15 protein-coding genes are annotated in these 17,274 nt (G+C 40.5%); 5 read left to right on the top strand and 10 right to left on the bottom strand.

Features of this window, described 5'->3' with window-relative positions:
- Positions 1 to 389 precede the first annotated feature (389 nt).
- Together NTX44_15100 and NTX44_15095 are read left to right on the top strand one after the other, a co-directional pair.
- Positions 390 to 827, top strand: coding sequence for a hypothetical protein (locus tag NTX44_15100; protein MCX6122937.1), 438 nt, complete (start codon positions 390 to 392; stop codon positions 825 to 827).
- An 84-nt stretch (positions 828 to 911) separates the two neighbouring features.
- A complete protein-coding gene (locus tag NTX44_15095) occupies positions 912 to 1,706 on the top strand; it encodes a phage Gp37/Gp68 family protein (protein MCX6122936.1) in 795 nt (264 codons plus the stop codon).
- A 147-nt stretch (positions 1,707 to 1,853) separates the two neighbouring features.
- Here the strand turns inward: NTX44_15095 and NTX44_15090 are convergent, their stop codons facing one another.
- A complete protein-coding gene (locus NTX44_15090) occupies positions 1,854 to 2,276 on the bottom strand; it encodes an SRPBCC domain-containing protein (GenBank protein MCX6122935.1) in 423 nt (140 codons plus the stop codon).
- A gap of 219 nt (positions 2,277 to 2,495) precedes the next feature.
- Here NTX44_15090 and NTX44_15085 point away from each other — a divergent pair, with 219 nt between their 5' ends.
- The 3 genes from NTX44_15085 to NTX44_15075 all read left to right on the top strand — a co-directional run bounded on the left by NTX44_15085 (position 2,496) and on the right by NTX44_15075 (position 6,219).
- A complete protein-coding gene (locus NTX44_15085; GenBank protein ID MCX6122934.1) occupies positions 2,496 to 3,080 on the top strand; it encodes a YdeI/OmpD-associated family protein in 585 nt (194 codons plus the stop codon).
- A gap of 119 nt (positions 3,081 to 3,199) precedes the next feature.
- Positions 3,200 to 4,822: a M20/M25/M40 family metallo-hydrolase gene (locus tag NTX44_15080; protein ID MCX6122933.1), complete on the top strand. Its 1,623-nt coding sequence runs from the start codon at positions 3,200 to 3,202 to the stop codon at positions 4,820 to 4,822.
- 131 nt (positions 4,823 to 4,953) lie between these two features.
- Positions 4,954 to 6,219, top strand: coding sequence for a glycosyltransferase (locus tag NTX44_15075; GenBank protein MCX6122932.1), 1,266 nt, complete (start codon positions 4,954 to 4,956; stop codon positions 6,217 to 6,219).
- Positions 6,220 to 6,258: 39 nt separating this feature from the next.
- On the opposite strand, the gene NTX44_15070 is transcribed toward NTX44_15075, so the two are convergent.
- The 9 genes from NTX44_15070 to NTX44_15030 all read right to left on the bottom strand — a co-directional run bounded on the left by NTX44_15070 (position 6,259) and on the right by NTX44_15030 (position 17,187).
- Positions 6,259 to 7,167 (bottom strand): class I SAM-dependent methyltransferase, encoded by a 909-nt coding sequence (locus NTX44_15070; GenBank protein ID MCX6122931.1) that lies wholly within the window; start codon positions 7,165 to 7,167, stop codon positions 6,259 to 6,261.
- Positions 7,168 to 7,215: 48 nt separating this feature from the next.
- Positions 7,216 to 8,322 carry a glycosyltransferase family 1 protein gene (locus NTX44_15065; GenBank protein MCX6122930.1) on the bottom strand — a complete coding sequence of 369 codons (1,107 nt, stop codon included), beginning with the start codon at positions 8,320 to 8,322 and terminating at the stop codon, positions 7,216 to 7,218.
- Positions 8,319 to 9,122, bottom strand: coding sequence for a class I SAM-dependent methyltransferase (locus NTX44_15060; protein ID MCX6122929.1), 804 nt, complete (start codon positions 9,120 to 9,122; stop codon positions 8,319 to 8,321). Before NTX44_15060 ends, NTX44_15065 begins: the two co-directional genes overlap by 4 nt.
- 109 nt (positions 9,123 to 9,231) lie before the next feature.
- Positions 9,232 to 10,146 (bottom strand): hypothetical protein, encoded by a 915-nt coding sequence (locus tag NTX44_15055; GenBank protein ID MCX6122928.1) that lies wholly within the window; start codon positions 10,144 to 10,146, stop codon positions 9,232 to 9,234.
- On the bottom strand, positions 10,136 to 11,011 hold the full coding sequence (locus NTX44_15050) for a glycosyltransferase (protein MCX6122927.1): 876 nt from the start codon (positions 11,009 to 11,011) through the stop codon (positions 10,136 to 10,138). Before NTX44_15050 ends, NTX44_15055 begins: the two co-directional genes overlap by 11 nt.
- A 91-nt stretch (positions 11,012 to 11,102) precedes the next feature.
- Positions 11,103 to 12,125, bottom strand: a complete 1,023-nt coding sequence (locus NTX44_15045; protein ID MCX6122926.1) for a glycosyltransferase family 1 protein — start codon at positions 12,123 to 12,125, stop codon at positions 11,103 to 11,105.
- 140 nt (positions 12,126 to 12,265) lie between these two features.
- The gene (locus NTX44_15040; GenBank protein MCX6122925.1) at positions 12,266 to 13,042 is read right to left on the bottom strand and encodes a class I SAM-dependent methyltransferase; all 777 of its coding nucleotides are present in this window, start codon (positions 13,040 to 13,042) and stop codon (positions 12,266 to 12,268) included.
- On the bottom strand, positions 13,039 to 14,448 hold the full coding sequence (locus NTX44_15035; protein ID MCX6122924.1) for an oligosaccharide flippase family protein: 1,410 nt from the start codon (positions 14,446 to 14,448) through the stop codon (positions 13,039 to 13,041). Before NTX44_15035 ends, NTX44_15040 begins: the two co-directional genes overlap by 4 nt.
- Positions 14,449 to 14,628: 180 nt before the next feature.
- A complete protein-coding gene (locus NTX44_15030) occupies positions 14,629 to 17,187 on the bottom strand; it encodes a YfhO family protein (protein MCX6122923.1) in 2,559 nt (852 codons plus the stop codon).
- Positions 17,188 to 17,274 lie beyond the last annotated feature (87 nt).

Genomic DNA, 17,274 nt, shown 5'->3' with positions numbered 1-17,274 from the left:
CAAGAACTGCACAATATTTCGTGATGGCAAAGCAAAATTTTGTTATGAATGCAGAAATTTCCCCTGCGATAATTTGAAATATTTAGACAAGAGGTACCAAACCAAATACTCTATGAGCATGATCGAAAACCTTGAAACCATTAAAAATTTCGGTGTTAGAAAATTTTTAAAGAGTGAAAATATAAAATGGGCTTGCACAAAATGTGGAGGTGTGATTTGTGTTCATAAAGGATATTGTAATGATTGTGGAAAAAAGAAATAACAGACATATAGATATTGTATAAGCTTAATATGGCGGGTTGTCGGAAATTGATTTTAAGAACAAATCAATAATATGGAATAAATAATTTATTAATAGTTCATTCCTAGGAAGAGAAAAAGTAATTTCAATGGTATTCAATTCTCTCGTTCACCATCGTAAATCCATTCGATTAAAAGAATATGATTATTCACAACCCGGTGAATATTTTGTTACTATTTGTACATACGACAGGAAGTGTTTTTTGGGGGAAGGGATAGAAGAAAAAATAAAATTGTCACCGATTGGTGAAATAGTAGAAAATTGTTGGAAAGAAATACCCAAGCATTTTTCTAAAGTTAATCTGGATGAGTATGTGATAATGCCGAATCATGTTCATGTAATTATTGTTATTACCGAGGGTAGGGATTTGATTAATCAAATCCCTACAAAGAATTTCCCATTAATGAAGAATCCAAAGTTGACTATAAAGCACTTACCACAAAACGTGTTCACGATTCTGGATACGCAGATTTTCGATGGCAACCTTTATTTTATGATCGGATTGTTCGCAACGATAAAGAATTAGATAACATAAGAGACTATATCATCAATAATCCACTCAAATGGTTTCTTGACGAAGAGAATCCAAACAAAACTTGAGTTTGTGTAAATGTCCCAACTCTCTTCCATAGAATGGACTGAATCTACCTGGAATCCTGTAACTGGCTGCAGCAAAATCAGTCCCGGCTGCAAGAACTGTTATGCTGAGCGTATGGCAAATCGCTTAAAAGCAATGGGTTCGTTCCGGTATCGAAATGGATTTAAAGTAACCCTCCAGGAAGATATTGTCGAATTGCCGCTTGAATGGAAACAACCACGAGTGATTTTTGTGAATTCCATGAGCGATCTATTTCATAAAGATGTGCCAAGCGATTTTCTTGTGAAAGTCTTCGATACAATGAAACGTGCACATTGGCATACGTTCCAGATACTCACAAAAAGATCGGATCGATTAGTGCGCATAGCACCCTATCTGCCGTGGCCCGAAAATGTCTGGATGGGTGTGAGTGTTGAATCCCAAGAATATACAGACCGCATACGTGAACTGATTAAAGTTCCTGCTGCTGTTCGATTTCTTTCGTTGGAACCACTTCTTGGTCCAATCTCAAAACTTCCGCTTAGAGGAATTGATTGGGTAATAGTCGGTGGCGAATCGGGTCCCAAAGCAAGACCCATGAAACACGAATGGGTCATACAAATCAAACGTCGCTGCCAGGAAATGTCTGCCAAAGGCAGATGCGCCTCTGGCGCAGAAGTTCCGTTCTTCTTCAAACAATGGGGCGGTGTTCGCAAGAAGGAAGCGGGTCGTGAACTTTTTGGAAAAACTTATGATGAAATGCCGATACCTCACTTAAGGCAAAATGCTACTCCTCTCCCTGTCGAAACTGATTCCATTCTTGAATAATTGCTCGTTGATTCATGAAACGGAATCAAGCTCTTAAGGAGTAAAATGGTTCCAGTTCAGGAGTGGATTCAAATTGACTCTTAATGATGAAGCTGTTATCGGATTTCTACTCCTTAAATGAAGAATGGAGTTCAGTGAATATACTTTCTACATCTTCTGTGATTTCATTAAAGGTTTTCCGGCAAGATATTTTTTCCAAGGCTCCCAATAATATTCGTGCCATCCTTTGTCAATTCCTTCTGCATGTTTATCGGGAACATTTGCGTGAATCGCGTGCAGCACGGCATTCTTTCCTTCTTGCTCCAACGTAATAATAAACGTTGAATCATAATCATCTGGGCTCCAATCACTTGCCCGCCATGTCTGGACGATAAGCTTGTCTTTAATGAGCCGAAGATTTTTGCCTTTGATATAGCCGTCATGCGCAGAATAGGTGCTCCCCTCTTTAGCCGAAATTTGTGCAGGAGCCCCAGTTGTTAATGAATGCTTCTTAGCATCCATATAGAGATCGTAAAGATCTTTCACAGTCGCGTTCTTGAACACGACTTTTTGAACGAGTGTTTTAGGCATAAATTGTGCCCTTCCTTTGAATAGTGATGAGGTGAGCTATATTGGATAAATTCAAGTACCATATTCAGAAATTGTAACAATAGATAAATGAGTTTTCGTTCCAACATTTCGTTCGGAATGATTGAACACGTAAGGCACTTGCGGTTGAATGGAATACTGAGTAATATTTTTCCTATGCGATTCTCTTCACGTACATATATTTTATTAGTCTAATAGCATATGAAGATCGGTAAAACCTTTTACGCTGCTAACAGAAAACAATGGCGGTCGTGGTTAGCAAAGAACCATCGATCGGAACCGGAAATCTGGCTTATCTACTATAAAAAGAACAGCGGCAAACCACGCATTCCGTACAATGATGCCGTGGAGGAGGCGCTTTGCTACGGCTGGATAGACAGCACGCTGAAACCGAAAGATGAAACATCCTACCTGCAGCGATTTAGTCCCAGAAGGAAAAACAGCAAACTTTCAGAGATGAACAAGGAACGCGTGCGCCGGTTGATCAAAGCGAAAAAGATGACTCGCTTCGGACTCGAAATCATTCAGCATCACATGGAAAAAGAAGCGGATAGCTCAAAACAGTCGGCGAGAGTAAAGAAATTTATTATTCCGCAGGATATCCTTGATGCACTGAAATCAGATCCACTTGTGTGGAAGAATTTCAAACAATTTCCAGAATCCTACAAACATATCCGCACCGGATGGATCGATGGATCAAGAATCCGTCCGGATGTATTTAAGCAACGTCTTCAGTACTTTTTAAAGATGACTGCAAAAAATAAAATGTTTGGGATGGTTCGGTAGGATACGTTTTGAATATTCGCCGAATAGTTCTTCTCCATCATTGTTCCATTCTTTTTTGACATTCCATAGGATTCACAGTACATTAAACGTATGAATTTAATTCGGAAGGATTATTTCTTATGAATCGCATCTTCATTATTCTTCTTATCGCAGCATGTGTGCAGCTATCAGCGGCGCAGGAAAAACTCGATACTGCGGCTATTGTAAAGATTAAAGACGAGGGGATGAACCATTCACAGGTGATGGAGATTTCCAGCTGGCTGGCGGATGTGTATGCGCCGCGCCTCAACTGGTCGCCGGAATACCGCAAAGCCGCCGATTGGGCTGCTGCAAAGCTAAAGGAGTTCGGTGCAGAAAATATACATTTTGAAAATTTCAGCCCGGTAGGAAAAGGATGGAGTCTCAAGAAGTTTTATTTCAATGTGACAGAGCCTCAGGTGTTTCCGGTGATCGCGTATCCAAGAGCCTGGTCGCCAGGCACGAAAGGAACAATTTCAAGTGAAGTGATTTTTCTGAATGCAGCAACTGAAGAAGAACTTGCAAAATTTCATGGAAAACTGAAAGGCAATCTTGTCTTGATCAGCGAACCTGTTTCAGTGAAGCCGCACTTTCAACCGGATGCCGCGCGCCAGGCCGATTCGGTGCTTCTCAATCTCGCGAACCGAAATGCCTTTGGTCAAGGCAAATTCGGCCGTCCGCAGCCTGATTCAGCTTCTATGCAGCGGGTACTCTTTTATACGAAGAAAGTGGAGTTCTGCCAAAAGGAAGGAGCGGCAGCAATCCTCGATGCGAATCCTGGCGATGACGGAACATTATTGTATGTTCAAGGCGCTGTCGTACCGCAGTCGCAGCAGATACCTGGTGATTTTACCAGTACGCGAAAAAATCCTTACGAGGCCGATGCATCTCCACTCATTCCTCAAGTGACCGTTGCTGCAGAGCATTACAATAGAATGGTTCGTGCTCTTCAAAAAGAAACCCGTGTGAAAGCAGAAATGCGGCTTGATGTAGAACCATCTAACGTTGATTCCAGTTTTAATATTCTCGCTGAAATCCCCGGAACAGATTTAAAGAATGAAGTTGTGCTCATTGGAGGTCATTTTGATACATGGCATTCCGGAACTGGTGCTACAGATAATGGCAGTGGTGTTGCAGTATGCATGGAAGCAATTCGTATTCTCAAGAAACTCGGTCTGCAGCCGCGGCGTACTATTCGTGTTGGATTATGGGGAGGCGAAGAAGAGGGACTGCTCGGTTCGCGTGCCTATGTGAGAAACCATTACGCTGAACGGCCTGATACTGGTCGTGGTCAGGGGATGAATGCCTCCGACCCGCTAATCGTTAAACCGGAAGACAGTTTATTCTGTGTCTATTTTAATAACGATCATGGCGGCGGCAGAGTACGCGGAATGTATCTGCAGGGAAACGAAGCAACAAGAGCTATCTTCCGTTCGTGGTTTTCTGTTTTTGCAGATCCCACTGCGCAGACACTCTCAGTTATTAATACTGGAGGTACAGATCATTTGTCGTTTGACGCTGTAGGACTTCCGGCATTTCAATTTATTCAAGACCAAATGGACTACGGTTCTCGAACGCGTCATGCCAATATGGATGTATATGAACGACTTGTTGAGGATGATATGAAGCAAGCCGCTTCAATCATGGCAATGTGTGCTTACAATGCGGCTATGCGCGATTCGTTATTCCCGCGTAAACCGATGCCATTGCCAACGGCTCGATAAGAACACGATCAAGTTGAGAACACATCATGGCTTCCTTCACGAGGAGTGAGGGAAGCCATTGGTTTTTAGGAAATCATAAACGAAGTTTTTTGACATTCCATGAGATTCAGAGTACATTAGCACACTTATTTATGCAAAAGGTTTTATTCATCACATATTTCTGGCCTCCATCAGGCAAAGCGACGCTCCATTGGCCGTTGAAGATCATCAAGCACCTTCCGGGGTATGGCTGGCAGCCGGTTGTTCTTACTGCCGACGAAGATACTTTTTCCCAAAAAGATGATTCACTGTTAAAGGAAGTTGACCCGAGCCTGAAAGTTTTTACCGCTCATGCCCTGGAACCATTTCGCATTTACCGCCGCTTATTGGGAAAAGAAAAGAACTCGCCGTTGACAGCATCGGAAACAATATCGACAACAAATCGAGGATTGCGGCATCAGCTTTCTGTCTGGATACGGATGAATTTATTTATTCCGGATGCGCGCATCGGATGGTACTGGAATGCTGTCCGCAAAGGAAAGCAAATCCTTAAATCAGAAAATATTGAAGCGATCGTATCCATAGGCCCGCCGCATACAACGCTCCTCGTTGGAAAAAAGTTGAGTCAGGTTTCCGGAATTCCGCATATTCCTGTTTTTATCGATCCGTGGGTAGATATTTCATATTACCAAGGATTCAAGAGAGGCAGGCTCACCCTCGCCATGGATCGTCGGTTTGAGCGATCTGTCGCTGAAAATGCTGGACAAGTGGTGTTTGTAACCGAGTCTATGAAGAAAGATTACATTCGACAGTATCCATCAATCCAGAATAAATCTCAGGTTCTCTATTGGGGTTATGACGAAGAAGCGTTTCAGTCATATACACCAAAGCGCTCGAAAGACGAGGAAATTCTTTTACACGCAGGAAATATTTACGATCATCAAAATCCGCAAAACCTTTGGAAGACTCTTCGGAAGGAAATAGATAACGGAAGAAATCTTAAATTAGTCTTTGTCGGGACGGTCGGTCCCGGAATTCGACAGTCGCTGAATGACGCAGGGTTACTCGGCCAGACAAAATTCAAGGGCTTCCTGCCATACAAAGAAATGATTGAAGAAGTAAGCAGGGCATCGTATCTGTTAGTTTGTGCATCGGAAAGGCGGCATGTGCCCGGCAAACTGTTTGAGTACCTTCGTTCCGGAAAACCCATTCTGGCTTTTGGCGATGGCAACGAAGAAGTTCAAAAGATATTAGAAGAAACAAAGGCGGGAATGATCTTTCCGCTTGCTTCGGACGGCGGGGAATTCTTTAAACAGCTGCATTACTTCCAGACCGATTTGAAAAGCGTACAGAGATTTAATAGAAAAGAAATTTCTAGGGGTTTGGCTAAAATTCTTAGCAGCATCACTGCACGATAATACTTTTTCGTTGATCGTACTTGTTGGTTTTATCCCATCTCATACCAGATAAGGATTCTTAGGCAAGGGGATAATAATAAATCCTCGGTCTTTCATGCCCAGTAGTACTTTTTCACCTGGTTGTTCCTTAAATACAACGCAGCACAACGAACCATGGGGAATAATGCCTACTGAGCTGATGAAGCTTCTCATCGCTAATTTGAGTTTTATTTTCCTGTAAAGCTTTTGATTGATCGGAACATCCATAATTCCATCTATCGTTGTATGGCTTTTAAAATGGTCATACCGTTTAAATGCAATGCAAGGTAATCCCATTCCCATTGCAATCTTTTCGATCTCACGTTCTGATATTTTAAAAACATAATTCCCGACAGATTCCCACGAAAAGCGATTCTTCCAGATTCTATTAATGAATAAAGGATTGATTTTGTCGCATATATTTTTCATCAGCACAAGAAACGACATTTTAGAAAGTATATCAATTGGCTCTGTGACAAGCACTGTGGCAGATTTGCTGACGCGTAACATTTCATACAAACCTAAATAGGCGCGCGGGAAATGATGGAATGCTTCCTTACAAATGACATAATCAAAGGAGTTGTCGTTGTACGTCAATCGCTCGACATTTTGCTTGCTGTACTCTTTAATAAGTCCATCAGACTGTGCCTCTTTGAGTATGGCATCAGAGAGATCCGATGCTACGACACGTTGATTCCTCTGCCGTAAATAATTTGCCTCTAAGCCGCTGTAATCTCCAACAGTCAACCATGTTTTGCTGGAATCAAAAAAAGGTGTTAGGAATTCCAGCGGTTCACTGATCAACCTGTAGGCAGCACAATTCTGATTTTTGATGTGGAAAAGAACTTGCTCTTTTTCAGGCACCATTTTTTTAATGTTAGTCTCTTGAGCCTGATAATTTGAATTGATCATATTTTCAGATACTGCCATAAATAAGAATCTTCCTTTGAAAAGTATTTTGGAATAATTACTACTTTATCAACTTGACACTTTTTTATACGTCTCGATTGTTTTTAGTGCGGTATTCTCCCACGAAAACAATTTTGATCTGTTGAATCCTTTTGTTCTCATATCCTCGGCTAAAGTTTTATCTTCTATTACTTCGGCCAATCTCTCCACAAGACTCGGGATACTTTCCGGATCAAAATATCTGGCCGCATCCCCTCCAACTTCTGGAAGAGAACTTCGATTGCTTACCAGTACGGGACACCCGCATGCAAATGCTTCAAGAATAGGTATGCCAAACCCCTCATAGAGTGAAGGAAACACAAATGCTTGTGCTTTGGAGTAGAGATATTCTAATTGATTGTCATGAATATCTATTTGACTAATTTTATCAGATAGTTGAAGTCGATGGATCTTTTTTCTTTCCTGCATGGTAAATTTACCACCGCCGGCACAGATCAAAGAGCTCATGATATTAAGTTGTGAAAGTGTTTTTATCGCCTCCAGGAGGAAAGAAAAGTTTTTATAAGTATTTCTTTTCCCTACATAAAGAATATACTTGTCTGGCAATGGAAAGACAGCATTACCCATGCTGGTCGGAGAAAGCGTCGTCGCCAGCGGAATAACATCAATCTTTGAAGCCGGTATATGCAATAATGAGACGATATCCTTTTTTGTGTGTTCAGAAATTGCAATGATCCGATTCGCCTTTGCCGAGACCTTCTTTTTATTCTCTGCAGTAAAATCAAATTTGCTAAATAACTGAGGATACAGTTCATGGGACATATCATAAATGGTGAGAACAAAAGGTATGTCACCGAGAAGATCTATGAAATATGGATCGTAGTACGTAGGATGGAACACATCTGGTCGAGATTCTAAATGGAAATTGCGTTTCACATACATCCGATTAAGCAGCTTTATGATTTCATTTCTCCCTTTAAATCTATAAGAAGGGAAAAAATGCTTGGCTTCAACCGAATGAAGTTCTGGCAGACAGTGGCTATTCGAATACTCAATGATAAGCGATGGTTCAATTCCTTCCATCAGAGTGAACTGTTTGAACAATTCGCAGTAGTATCGAGAGATTCCACCGTATTCCTGAAATGAAAATACTTGAGGATCAAAAAGTACGTTCATCGGATGTTCTCATGTGTCAGGCTTTTTGTTTGTCCAATCGCGGCTGAGTCAATTTTCGTATTGCTTCCCATGAACAATGGTATGAAAGAAGGAAGACCCAACAACGACAACTTCAGTAAAACATTAAAGATACTATTGTTCCATGAGCGGTGCGTCAATAAATGAAAACTTTTACTGTTTGTATAGAGATGCATATCATGTTTTTTTGCAATATATCTGAGCGAAGTTAATGAAAACAAGGAGATATGTTGTCCATGAGAAAAATAATAATACTTCCAACGATCCGGATCTGGTGTTCCAGAAGTGAACGTTTCAGTTGAAAATATGATTGACCGTGAAATGGAAAACATCCTTTCTATTTCCTGCATTGGATCCGCAAAATGCTCGAAACATTCAAATGAAGTAACTAACTCGATTTTATTTGTGTCCACTGCATCATATTCAAAGCCTCTTGCAAACAGATTCTCCGTAAAAGGATCGCTCCAGTAAAAATTAAAACCATAGTCACGCATGATACGTACAAACAGGCCATACCCGCCGCCATAATCAAGAAAGGATCCTTTCTTATCGAACAGAAAAAAGAGAATTGCACTTGTTCGTTTTGCAAGTAAGATATTCCTCTTTATGATACCAGTGTCTTCAGTATTGATAGGACTGAGATAGGATTCTTTCAGCCAATAAGGTTCTTCTGTCTGAATAAATCCGCACGAAGAACACTGAAAATAATCAACATCATATTTATCAAGAATTCTTCGACGAAATATCTTTGAGGATGTTTTACTGCAAATCTTACAGACCAAGGATACGACCCTTCCCATGAAAACAATATCAAATTAGAAAAAACATGTTTGTGAAGAAACACCGGATGAAATATACCGTATTCTGAAAACGAACTACTTGCAATCGTTTTCAGATGAATCCACGGCGAATCAATTGCCATAACTTCTTTACCTTATGAGGATTCAAATATTTTCTCATACTATATGCATCTGCTTGAAGATCAGGCACAACAAAGAGCGGGTGATGAACAGTATCGATACGTGATGTTGCGCGATTGGCAAGTGTGTGAAAATTATCAATCGTATGTGTTGCATTCACATCGAATCCAATATTAGAAACAAGGTTAACATTGGGAAGAATTGCTAATCCATTATTGATAGACACCGCATACTGCCATTGTACATCCCAGGTATCTTTTTTCTTTGTGTATACAAGCTCTATATTTTTCTGCCAATATTTCCTTATGGCCGGATCAGGAAATACAGTAGAAAGCAGATTTTGCTCGAGCAATTGCGGATAGGAAAAGAAATTCACATCATACTTGTCCCAGGCTCTTTTCCATGTTGCCCAACCCCATATATGATTGATTTTTGAAAAATAATAGGAACCGGTTCCGTGAACTTTGCCATCCTGAAGATTGATACCACCTATATGCATGATTCTTTCATCATTTCTATAATACCCAAGCAACGTCTCACAGAAATGAAAAAAGGATGAGTCTGGAAGACAGTCATCTTCAAGGATAATCCCATCGGAAACATGGCTGAAAAACCAATGAATACCGGAACTCACAGCGACACGACATCCCAAATTCTTTTCTGATAAATTTGTCTTGAGGTCGCACCTCCAGTCAATTCTTTTAATGATCTTTCGGGCCTCTACACATTTTTGCCGCTCGCCTATTTTGTCGGGTCGTGGTCCATCTGCTGAAATAAAAAGTTGGCGAGGCTGAATCTCACGGATTTTATCAAACACCTTTTCTGTCGTATCCGGACGATTGAAGATGAGAAAAAGAATTGGCGTGGTAAATGATTTATTTGTCATACGAGTATCGATTCTTAAGGAGTACGAGAAGGAAAAAATATTTTACGATTTTCCACAAAGAACTTGTCCAAAGAATCAACACATGAAATATCTTCCACGGCCAGGGACAAGCAAGCAAAATAAAATTAGAATAGTACACCGGGTGAAGAGCATATTTTTTTGAAAATAAATGTTTCAAAAAATCACTGTATGTATTCTCGTTTTTAAAATTCATAATACCTGTTGCCGATTCATTCGCATACAGCTTGAGATGTTCATCGACTATCAAGGCATATCCTTTATTATATGCACGGACAGTGAATTCATAGTCGGAAGCATAATGGGGCAGCAGACGCGGATAAAATCCTCCAATTTTTACGAAATCCGAAACGTACAAAAATAATCCGCGTGTGGATGCACAATTAATTTTGTCCGGATTTGTTTCAAGCGAAAATTTTAATCTTTTCCAATCGGCATGAATCCCGCCGTCAAAAAGTTGCCGGCTCACCTCTCCATACGCATTTGAAATCAATAATATATTCTGCCGCTCATGTAATATAGCTATTGCTGTTTGAAGATAATTTGCATCAAAGACGGTGTCATCGTTTATCATCAATACCATAGATGATGCTGGAATGTTTTGTGATTTTAGCCAGAGATATCCTTGATGTAATGAACCGCCCCACCACCAATCGCCGCGTCCTTGAAGAATAGTTAAAGATGAAATGTGTTCTTTGACCATGTCAGCGGTTCCGTCAGTGGAGCCGTCATCGATCAGCAGCACATGATAATCCTGAAAGGATTGCTGTTGGAGACATGCAATGATTCGTTGAGTGATCTGTTTCCGACTGTGAACCGGAAGCAGAATGTACAATTTTGGCGTCACTTCTTCCTCAAAACATTTTCTTTATGCCAGACCCTATCATCGCGTAATTCTTCAATGGCCATACCTTTTCAATCACACATCGGACAGTCTATTATTTAAGAATACTCTCATAGAGTCGTTTCGTTTCCTTTGCTGTTCGCCCCCAGGAAAAGGAATTCACTCGTTCCTGTCCTTTTTTACAGAGATCTTCCCTGAGTGCTTTATCTGAGAGAACCTGATTCACAGCATCAATAATCGAAGTCTTGTCTTTAGGATCAAAGCTCAAACAAGCGTTTCCAGCTATTTCTGGCAACGAACTTGTGTTACTTATGATGACCGGGCAATTGCAAGCAAATGCTTCTAGAATAGGTATTCCAAAACCCTCATAGAGAGATGGGAAAACAAATGCTAAAGCGTTTGTGTAAAGGGAAGTTAATATCGCATCGTTCACTGAAACGTAATGGAGTTTGTGTTTTACACCCCATGTGTGGAACAATAGTTTTTCAGCTTGAGTAAAATCTTTCCCGCCGGCACATATAAGAAAGAGAGTTTTGTCCTGCGATAAGAGGGGAAGGATTGATTCAACAAAGAAAAGAAAATTTTTATATAACGCTCTGTTGCCAACATACAACAAGTAACGCTCGGGAAATTCTAATTCCTCGGTTTTGCTGTGTTGTGTATCTGTTCTAATCTTGAGCGAACTTGCGAGGTAGACCACTTCGATTTTCTCGTTCGGTAGACGATATAATTTTATCAAATCCTTTTTTGTGGTTTCTGAAATAGCTATAATTTTTACTGCCTTATTTAAAAGAAGCGACTTGCCATCCAGGAATTTTTGTGTTGACGGATAATATTCTGGAAAAAGCTCATAAATCATATCATAGACTGTTAATACAAACGGTTTGTTGTGAAGAAAATCCAAGAAGTATGGATCATAGTACGTGGGATGGAAAATGTCATATTCTCCACGCCCAATGATTTTCTCAGAATATCTTCTGTTTTCGCTTTTCCGATAGTTGTTAATCTGTTTAACGATGATATTTCTTGCCGCATGGACAGGAAGTCCGAGGCTTACCTTATAAGGAATTCTTTTCAAAAAAGGACGAACATCGACATCCCATTCTGCATTTTTCAAATATTCATTATCCGTGTATTTAAGCGAGAGTCGGAACGCGACCTTGGTATCTTTAGAATAAGAGTTCAAAAGTTCAAAAAATATACGAGACACTCCGCCATAAGCAAAAGAGGAAAACGCCTGATGGTCATAGAGAATATTCATTGTTTTTTTGAACTCAGCATTGTTCGAAAGTCATCTTGCATTCTACTCTTCATTCTCCAGCGCACATAATGATGCAGTCCTAATTTCTGAAAGCGAAACATCCAGTGCAGTATCGAATCAGGAAGTTTATTCTTTGTGAAGAGATGAAAGAATCCATGTGTATAAAAGTGCAGGCCATTCTCGTTTGCTATGTATTGAAGACTCTCTTTTGAGTAAAACGAAATATGCTGTCCATGTTCGAATTGATAGTACCACCAATCTGATGACGGTACAGAAGTGGGTAGCAAAAAGGTTGAGAATAAAATATTATTTGATATGGCGAGCATCTTTTTCATTTCAGTTAACGGATCTGCAAAATGCTCAAAGCTTTCAAAGCTCGTCAAGAGTTCGCAGCTCGGTAAAGGATCACTATATTCAAATCCCCGTGCAAGTAAATTTTGTGTCATTGGATCATCCCAGAAGAAATTAAAACCGATATCTCTCATCAACCGCGTGAAAACACCAAAGCCGCCGGCGTAATCAAGAAACGTTCCATTTTTATCGAACAAAAAGAAAAGAAGGAGTGATGCCGTCTCGCTGAAAAAAATATTGCGAGAGAGAAGTCCGGTATCCTCTGTATTAATTGGATCTTTGTACGCTTCGCCAAGCCAATAAGGATCTTCTGTATGGAGAAAACCACAGTGCGGACAATGATAATAGCATACCTGATACTTACCAAGTACCACAGCTTTGAAAGCATATTCCATTTTTTGCTGACAAATTTTACAGGTCATTGTTTAGCCCAAATTCCCGTTGCTGTGTTGTTGATAAGCTTGATATATTGAATTGGTGACCAGATAGATCCGATAAAGAGGCAGATACAAGTTGCGGCGACCACTCCGGCACTACCCCAATGCAGATATTTTACCAGAGCATAGGCAAGAGGGATGTTGAGAATTCCAATAATTATTGAGCTGTAAAGCTGCAATCGAATTCTTCCCGTTCCATTCAAAAAGCTGACAAAGATACTGTTCCAATTGCTAATGGTCACATACAATGCCATTGCGAGAGAAAGGGCAAAAGGAACCGCCACTTTATTTCCAACCCAGAGTTGATAGATAGGCTGTGATACCGCCAGCATCAATACAGTGACTGCGGCAGCCAGAATCCAAATGCCAACTAATTTTCGCGTCGAACTTTTAATCCAGTCAAACTCTTTTTTATGAAATGCTTCCGTGAACGCCGACCAGAACGGCGCTATTGCAATGCCGAATATCATAGAAACAACACTAAAGTATTTGAAGGCGATATTATATGCTGTCACCTCAGCAGGACCTATAAAATTAGCGATTAAAATATTACTGGTAGAGAAAACTATTAAAGCAGTAATTTGAATGACAAAGAATTGGATACCGATATTCGCAAGCGGTTTTGCATATTTCAATTGAACGAGATGAACCGATGGGGCAACATGTCGGTATCTTTTTGAGAAAAACCACACTGATGCAATCGCCGGCACGAGTACTACGATGGAACTCAGAACGATACCAAAAGTCAAAAGTGAACTTGCAGTCAACTTTGTTAAGCTGAAGACTGCAGCGAGCGAAACAATATTGATAGATACTTCTATCATGCCAGCACGACCTGGCTCTTGATCTGCAGTGAGTATTGTGCCGATCAAACTAAAAACAAAACGCATGCAAAAAGCGACAACAACAATAAGAACGAGAAAATTAAGATCTTGTAAAGGAATAGAATATGCTCGAAGAATCTTTTGCCAATCCAGAAAATAATTAATTCCTCCAAAAATGATAAGTCCGCTGCTCACGATCAGTACAACGAGAAAATATGTTGTGCTGACATAAATACGAGCGAGGTGCGTATTACCAACAGCGAGTGCCTCGGCAAACCGGTTGCGCAATCCATTGCCAAGACCAACGTCAAAGTATACGATCCATGCGACAATAGAGCTGAGTGTCAGCCAAACACCATATTCTGTTGGACTTAAATAATCGAGTGTCAGGGGGACAATGAGAAGACCTGAAATAATACCGATCACCTTCATAATTCCAAGAAGAACGATGTTCTTTTTCACTTTGACCGATCGTTCATCCCCTGAATCTAAAAAGGAAATACCTTGTCGCCGAAGTTTTTGAAGAAAAGCAAGATTATCGACAAGGATAGGTGAAGTAAATTTCATGAGATAGCAGATAAAATTAGTGTCGAAAAAATTTTCGCCTGTAATAAACAATCACAGCTATAATCCCAACAGTATCCAATGATTCAACCGAAGTTGAATGAATGACACCGTCCGGTTACCGAGAAAAAAAGAGGTTCGATTGCACAGTCGAAGTTCTTCAAGGTTCGGATTATTGTAGGATTACTTTGTGATTGCAACTCCTTCTTTTTTAATCATGAACCGGCGAAGCAGAAACCCTATGATGCCACCAAGAACTATGAGATTTGTAATAAGGCTTATTGTCTTTCCAAGCGTGAAAGATGCCGGTTCAAATTTCATCTCTAACATATGTGTGCCTTGCGGAATGATTACTCCGCGGAACAAATAATTGAGCCTGTAGATTTCGGTTTCTTTTCCGTCAATATACGCTTTCCATCCTTTTGGATAGTATGTTTCACTGAGGAATAAAAGGTTATTGCCTGTGGCTGTCGCACGCACCTCGAAATCTTGAATTCCATATTGCACGAACGTCGCTTCTGTGCCTTGTACGGGAGGGTCAATGGTTGAAGGAAGAGCCTTCGAGAGATATGCAATATCGCGCGGATCGAATGACATTGCAGCTATTTTATTCAGCGTACTCACACTGTCACTCACCTCGCACCGGTTGACAAAGAACGCTCTGGGCAGCCAAGATCGGAATGCGTACACTTTTGTTTCCGGACTGTTATAGACTTCTACCAATCCGGGATTCGACTCGTCGCGATTGGTAATGAGATATTTGATATTCATGATCTGCCACACAAGCGGATTTCCAAGCCCGGCAATATCAACCATATCCTGATACGCGCGCATTTTTGCTCCCTGATATCCATAAGCGTTCTGGATACGCCAGTAGGCAAGTGAGTTATCATAGACGGGCTGACCATCAATCATTTTCAATACGCGAAATTGTGTTGTGTCCTGTTCCAATACTTTTACAAAATTCGGTGTTGTCATTGATTGTATAGTTTCCTGTTGACTTTTCGGGTCGGATGGTTTCCACGCCACCCGCCAGAGATCAAAGAGGACTGCAACAATAAGCAAGCCGTACAGGGTTACTGGTTTCAACTTTCCTTTTTGATAATAATAGAAAGCTCCAAAAACCAGGAGTAATAAAATAAATCCAACCAATATATCTGCTAAAACAGACGACACAATAAAATCATAGAACATTCCAATAACGGTTGGATTGAGTTTACCGTAGGAACGTGAAAGCGTTTGTCCAACATCTTGAAGAGGCATGAATGAAGAATACAAATCCTTGATTAAACTTGCTCCAAGGAGCGACACACCGACACCGAGACCAAGTCCTCCAAGAATATATTTCCATTTCTTCTCTTGAGCGGGACTGAGCGTTTTATTCCGTTCATTCATGAAAGATACAATTCCGTATCCGGCAAGAATTGGAGTAAAGAATTGTACAAGGATAAGAATCATCAACGGAATGCGAAATTTATTGAACATCGGAAAAAACCGGTACATAGCGTCGTACACAAACGGAAACTCCTTTCCGAATGCGATAAGTAATGAAACTGCAATCGTAATTCCCATGAATTGAACAAACGGTTCTTTTCGATTCTTAATAAATCCGACGAGAGCAAGCACGACAACTACCACGCCCATATATTGCGGACCATCTACAAAAGGCTGTGGGCCGAAATATGTATTCAGCTTCACTTCTTGATTTTGTGTCAATGGACCTTGATACGGATGAGGACCGAACCCGTACCACGACGGTACAAAAAACGTCATCAATTCACCGGGGCTGAATGACCAGCTCGTTGCATAATCGTAATCAAGACCACCTTCTATGGTTTTTGTCTGATGTGATGAAGAGGTATGAACAATCGGATTTGCACCCCGCATGGAATATGGATTATATTCAAGAGTTGAGAAATATTGGTCTGCGCCCATAAGAAATGCAATAATGGATGCAAGAATTAATGTTGCTCCGCTCGCAAGAATATTTCGCCAATTTTCTTTTTTGATCAATGCGCGCACAAAGAAATACAGCAAATAAAACCCCAGGGATAAATAGAAATAAAATATGAACTGTATGTGCAGCGGTTCAAATAAGAGCCGTATGACAAGAATAAGAATAAGTGCCAGGAATAAATCGAACTTTTCCCGCAGTTTATCAACAATTAAAAAGACAAAGGGAAACCACGCCAAGACGGCAAGCTTTGTCATATGGCCCATCATGATCAGAAGTGCAACGTAGGTTGCATACATGGCCATCAACGACACAATGACTGCAACAGATTTATTCTTGAGTTTCTGAAAGGCGAATAAGTAGATACCAATCCCATACACGAAATAGTACAACAACCAGGTGCCTGATTTACTGCCATCATCAAAAAAGAAATAAGTAAGAATCCGGCGGGCGCCCTGTTCCCAGACGAACGTGGTGATGTCAAACGTTCTTTGCACGGCAAATGTGACACTCGCATATCCGGGCATACCGCAGAAAATATAGGGATTCCAAAGCGGAAAAATCCCTTCCGTATGTGCATCCTTATAGAGAGTTTCCCAGCTATGCGATGCAATGGTATCTGCGGATTGGTACGTTTTGCCGTCAAAAATAATGGAGTGAAAAAATATCAACAGACTAATAAAAATAAGAACAATTGCAGCAAGATGTTGATATTTTGGCGGGATGATAGGATGTTCAACGTGTGCGGTCTTTGAAGTGCGGACTTGTTCCCTTACATTCTTTGCCATAAAATTTTCGAATCCTCATGAAAATTGAGAATAATATATCAGGCGATCAGTGGTTTTTCTGATTCACGACCGAAGATATAATAAAGA

The organism is Ignavibacteriales bacterium (genome assembly GCA_026390575.1).
GTDB lineage: Bacteria > Bacteroidota > Ignavibacteria > UBA10030 > UBA10030 > Fen-1298.
The sequence above is the reverse complement of the archived record's forward strand: the minus strand, read 5'-3'. Positions and strand labels throughout refer to the sequence as shown.

Bases quoted from the DNA above. Each gene is read 5' to 3' on its own strand.
- NTX44_15100 (MCX6122937.1), top strand. From the start codon at position 390: ATGGTATTCAATTCTCTCGTTCACCATCGTAAATCCATTCGATTAAAA.
- NTX44_15070 (MCX6122931.1), bottom strand. From the start codon at position 7,167: ATGGCAGTATCTGAAAATATGATCAATTCAAATTATCAGGCTCAAGAG.
- NTX44_15035 (MCX6122924.1), bottom strand. From the start codon at position 14,448: ATGAAATTTACTTCACCTATCCTTGTCGATAATCTTGCTTTTCTTCAA.
- NTX44_15080 (MCX6122933.1), top strand. From the start codon at position 3,200: ATGAATCGCATCTTCATTATTCTTCTTATCGCAGCATGTGTGCAGCTA.
- NTX44_15055 (MCX6122928.1), bottom strand. From the start codon at position 10,146: ATGACAAATAAATCATTTACCACGCCAATTCTTTTTCTCATCTTCAAT.
- NTX44_15095 (MCX6122936.1), top strand. From the start codon at position 912: ATGTCCCAACTCTCTTCCATAGAATGGACTGAATCTACCTGGAATCCT.
- NTX44_15075 (MCX6122932.1), top strand. From the start codon at position 4,954: ATGCAAAAGGTTTTATTCATCACATATTTCTGGCCTCCATCAGGCAAA.
- NTX44_15065 (MCX6122930.1), bottom strand. From the start codon at position 8,322: ATGAACGTACTTTTTGATCCTCAAGTATTTTCATTTCAGGAATACGGT.
- NTX44_15090 (MCX6122935.1), bottom strand. From the start codon at position 2,276: ATGCCTAAAACACTCGTTCAAAAAGTCGTGTTCAAGAACGCGACTGTG.
- NTX44_15030 (MCX6122923.1), bottom strand. From the start codon at position 17,187: ATGGCAAAGAATGTAAGGGAACAAGTCCGCACTTCAAAGACCGCACAC.
- NTX44_15085 (MCX6122934.1), top strand. From the start codon at position 2,496: ATGAAGATCGGTAAAACCTTTTACGCTGCTAACAGAAAACAATGGCGG.
- NTX44_15040 (MCX6122925.1), bottom strand. From the start codon at position 13,042: ATGACCTGTAAAATTTGTCAGCAAAAAATGGAATATGCTTTCAAAGCT.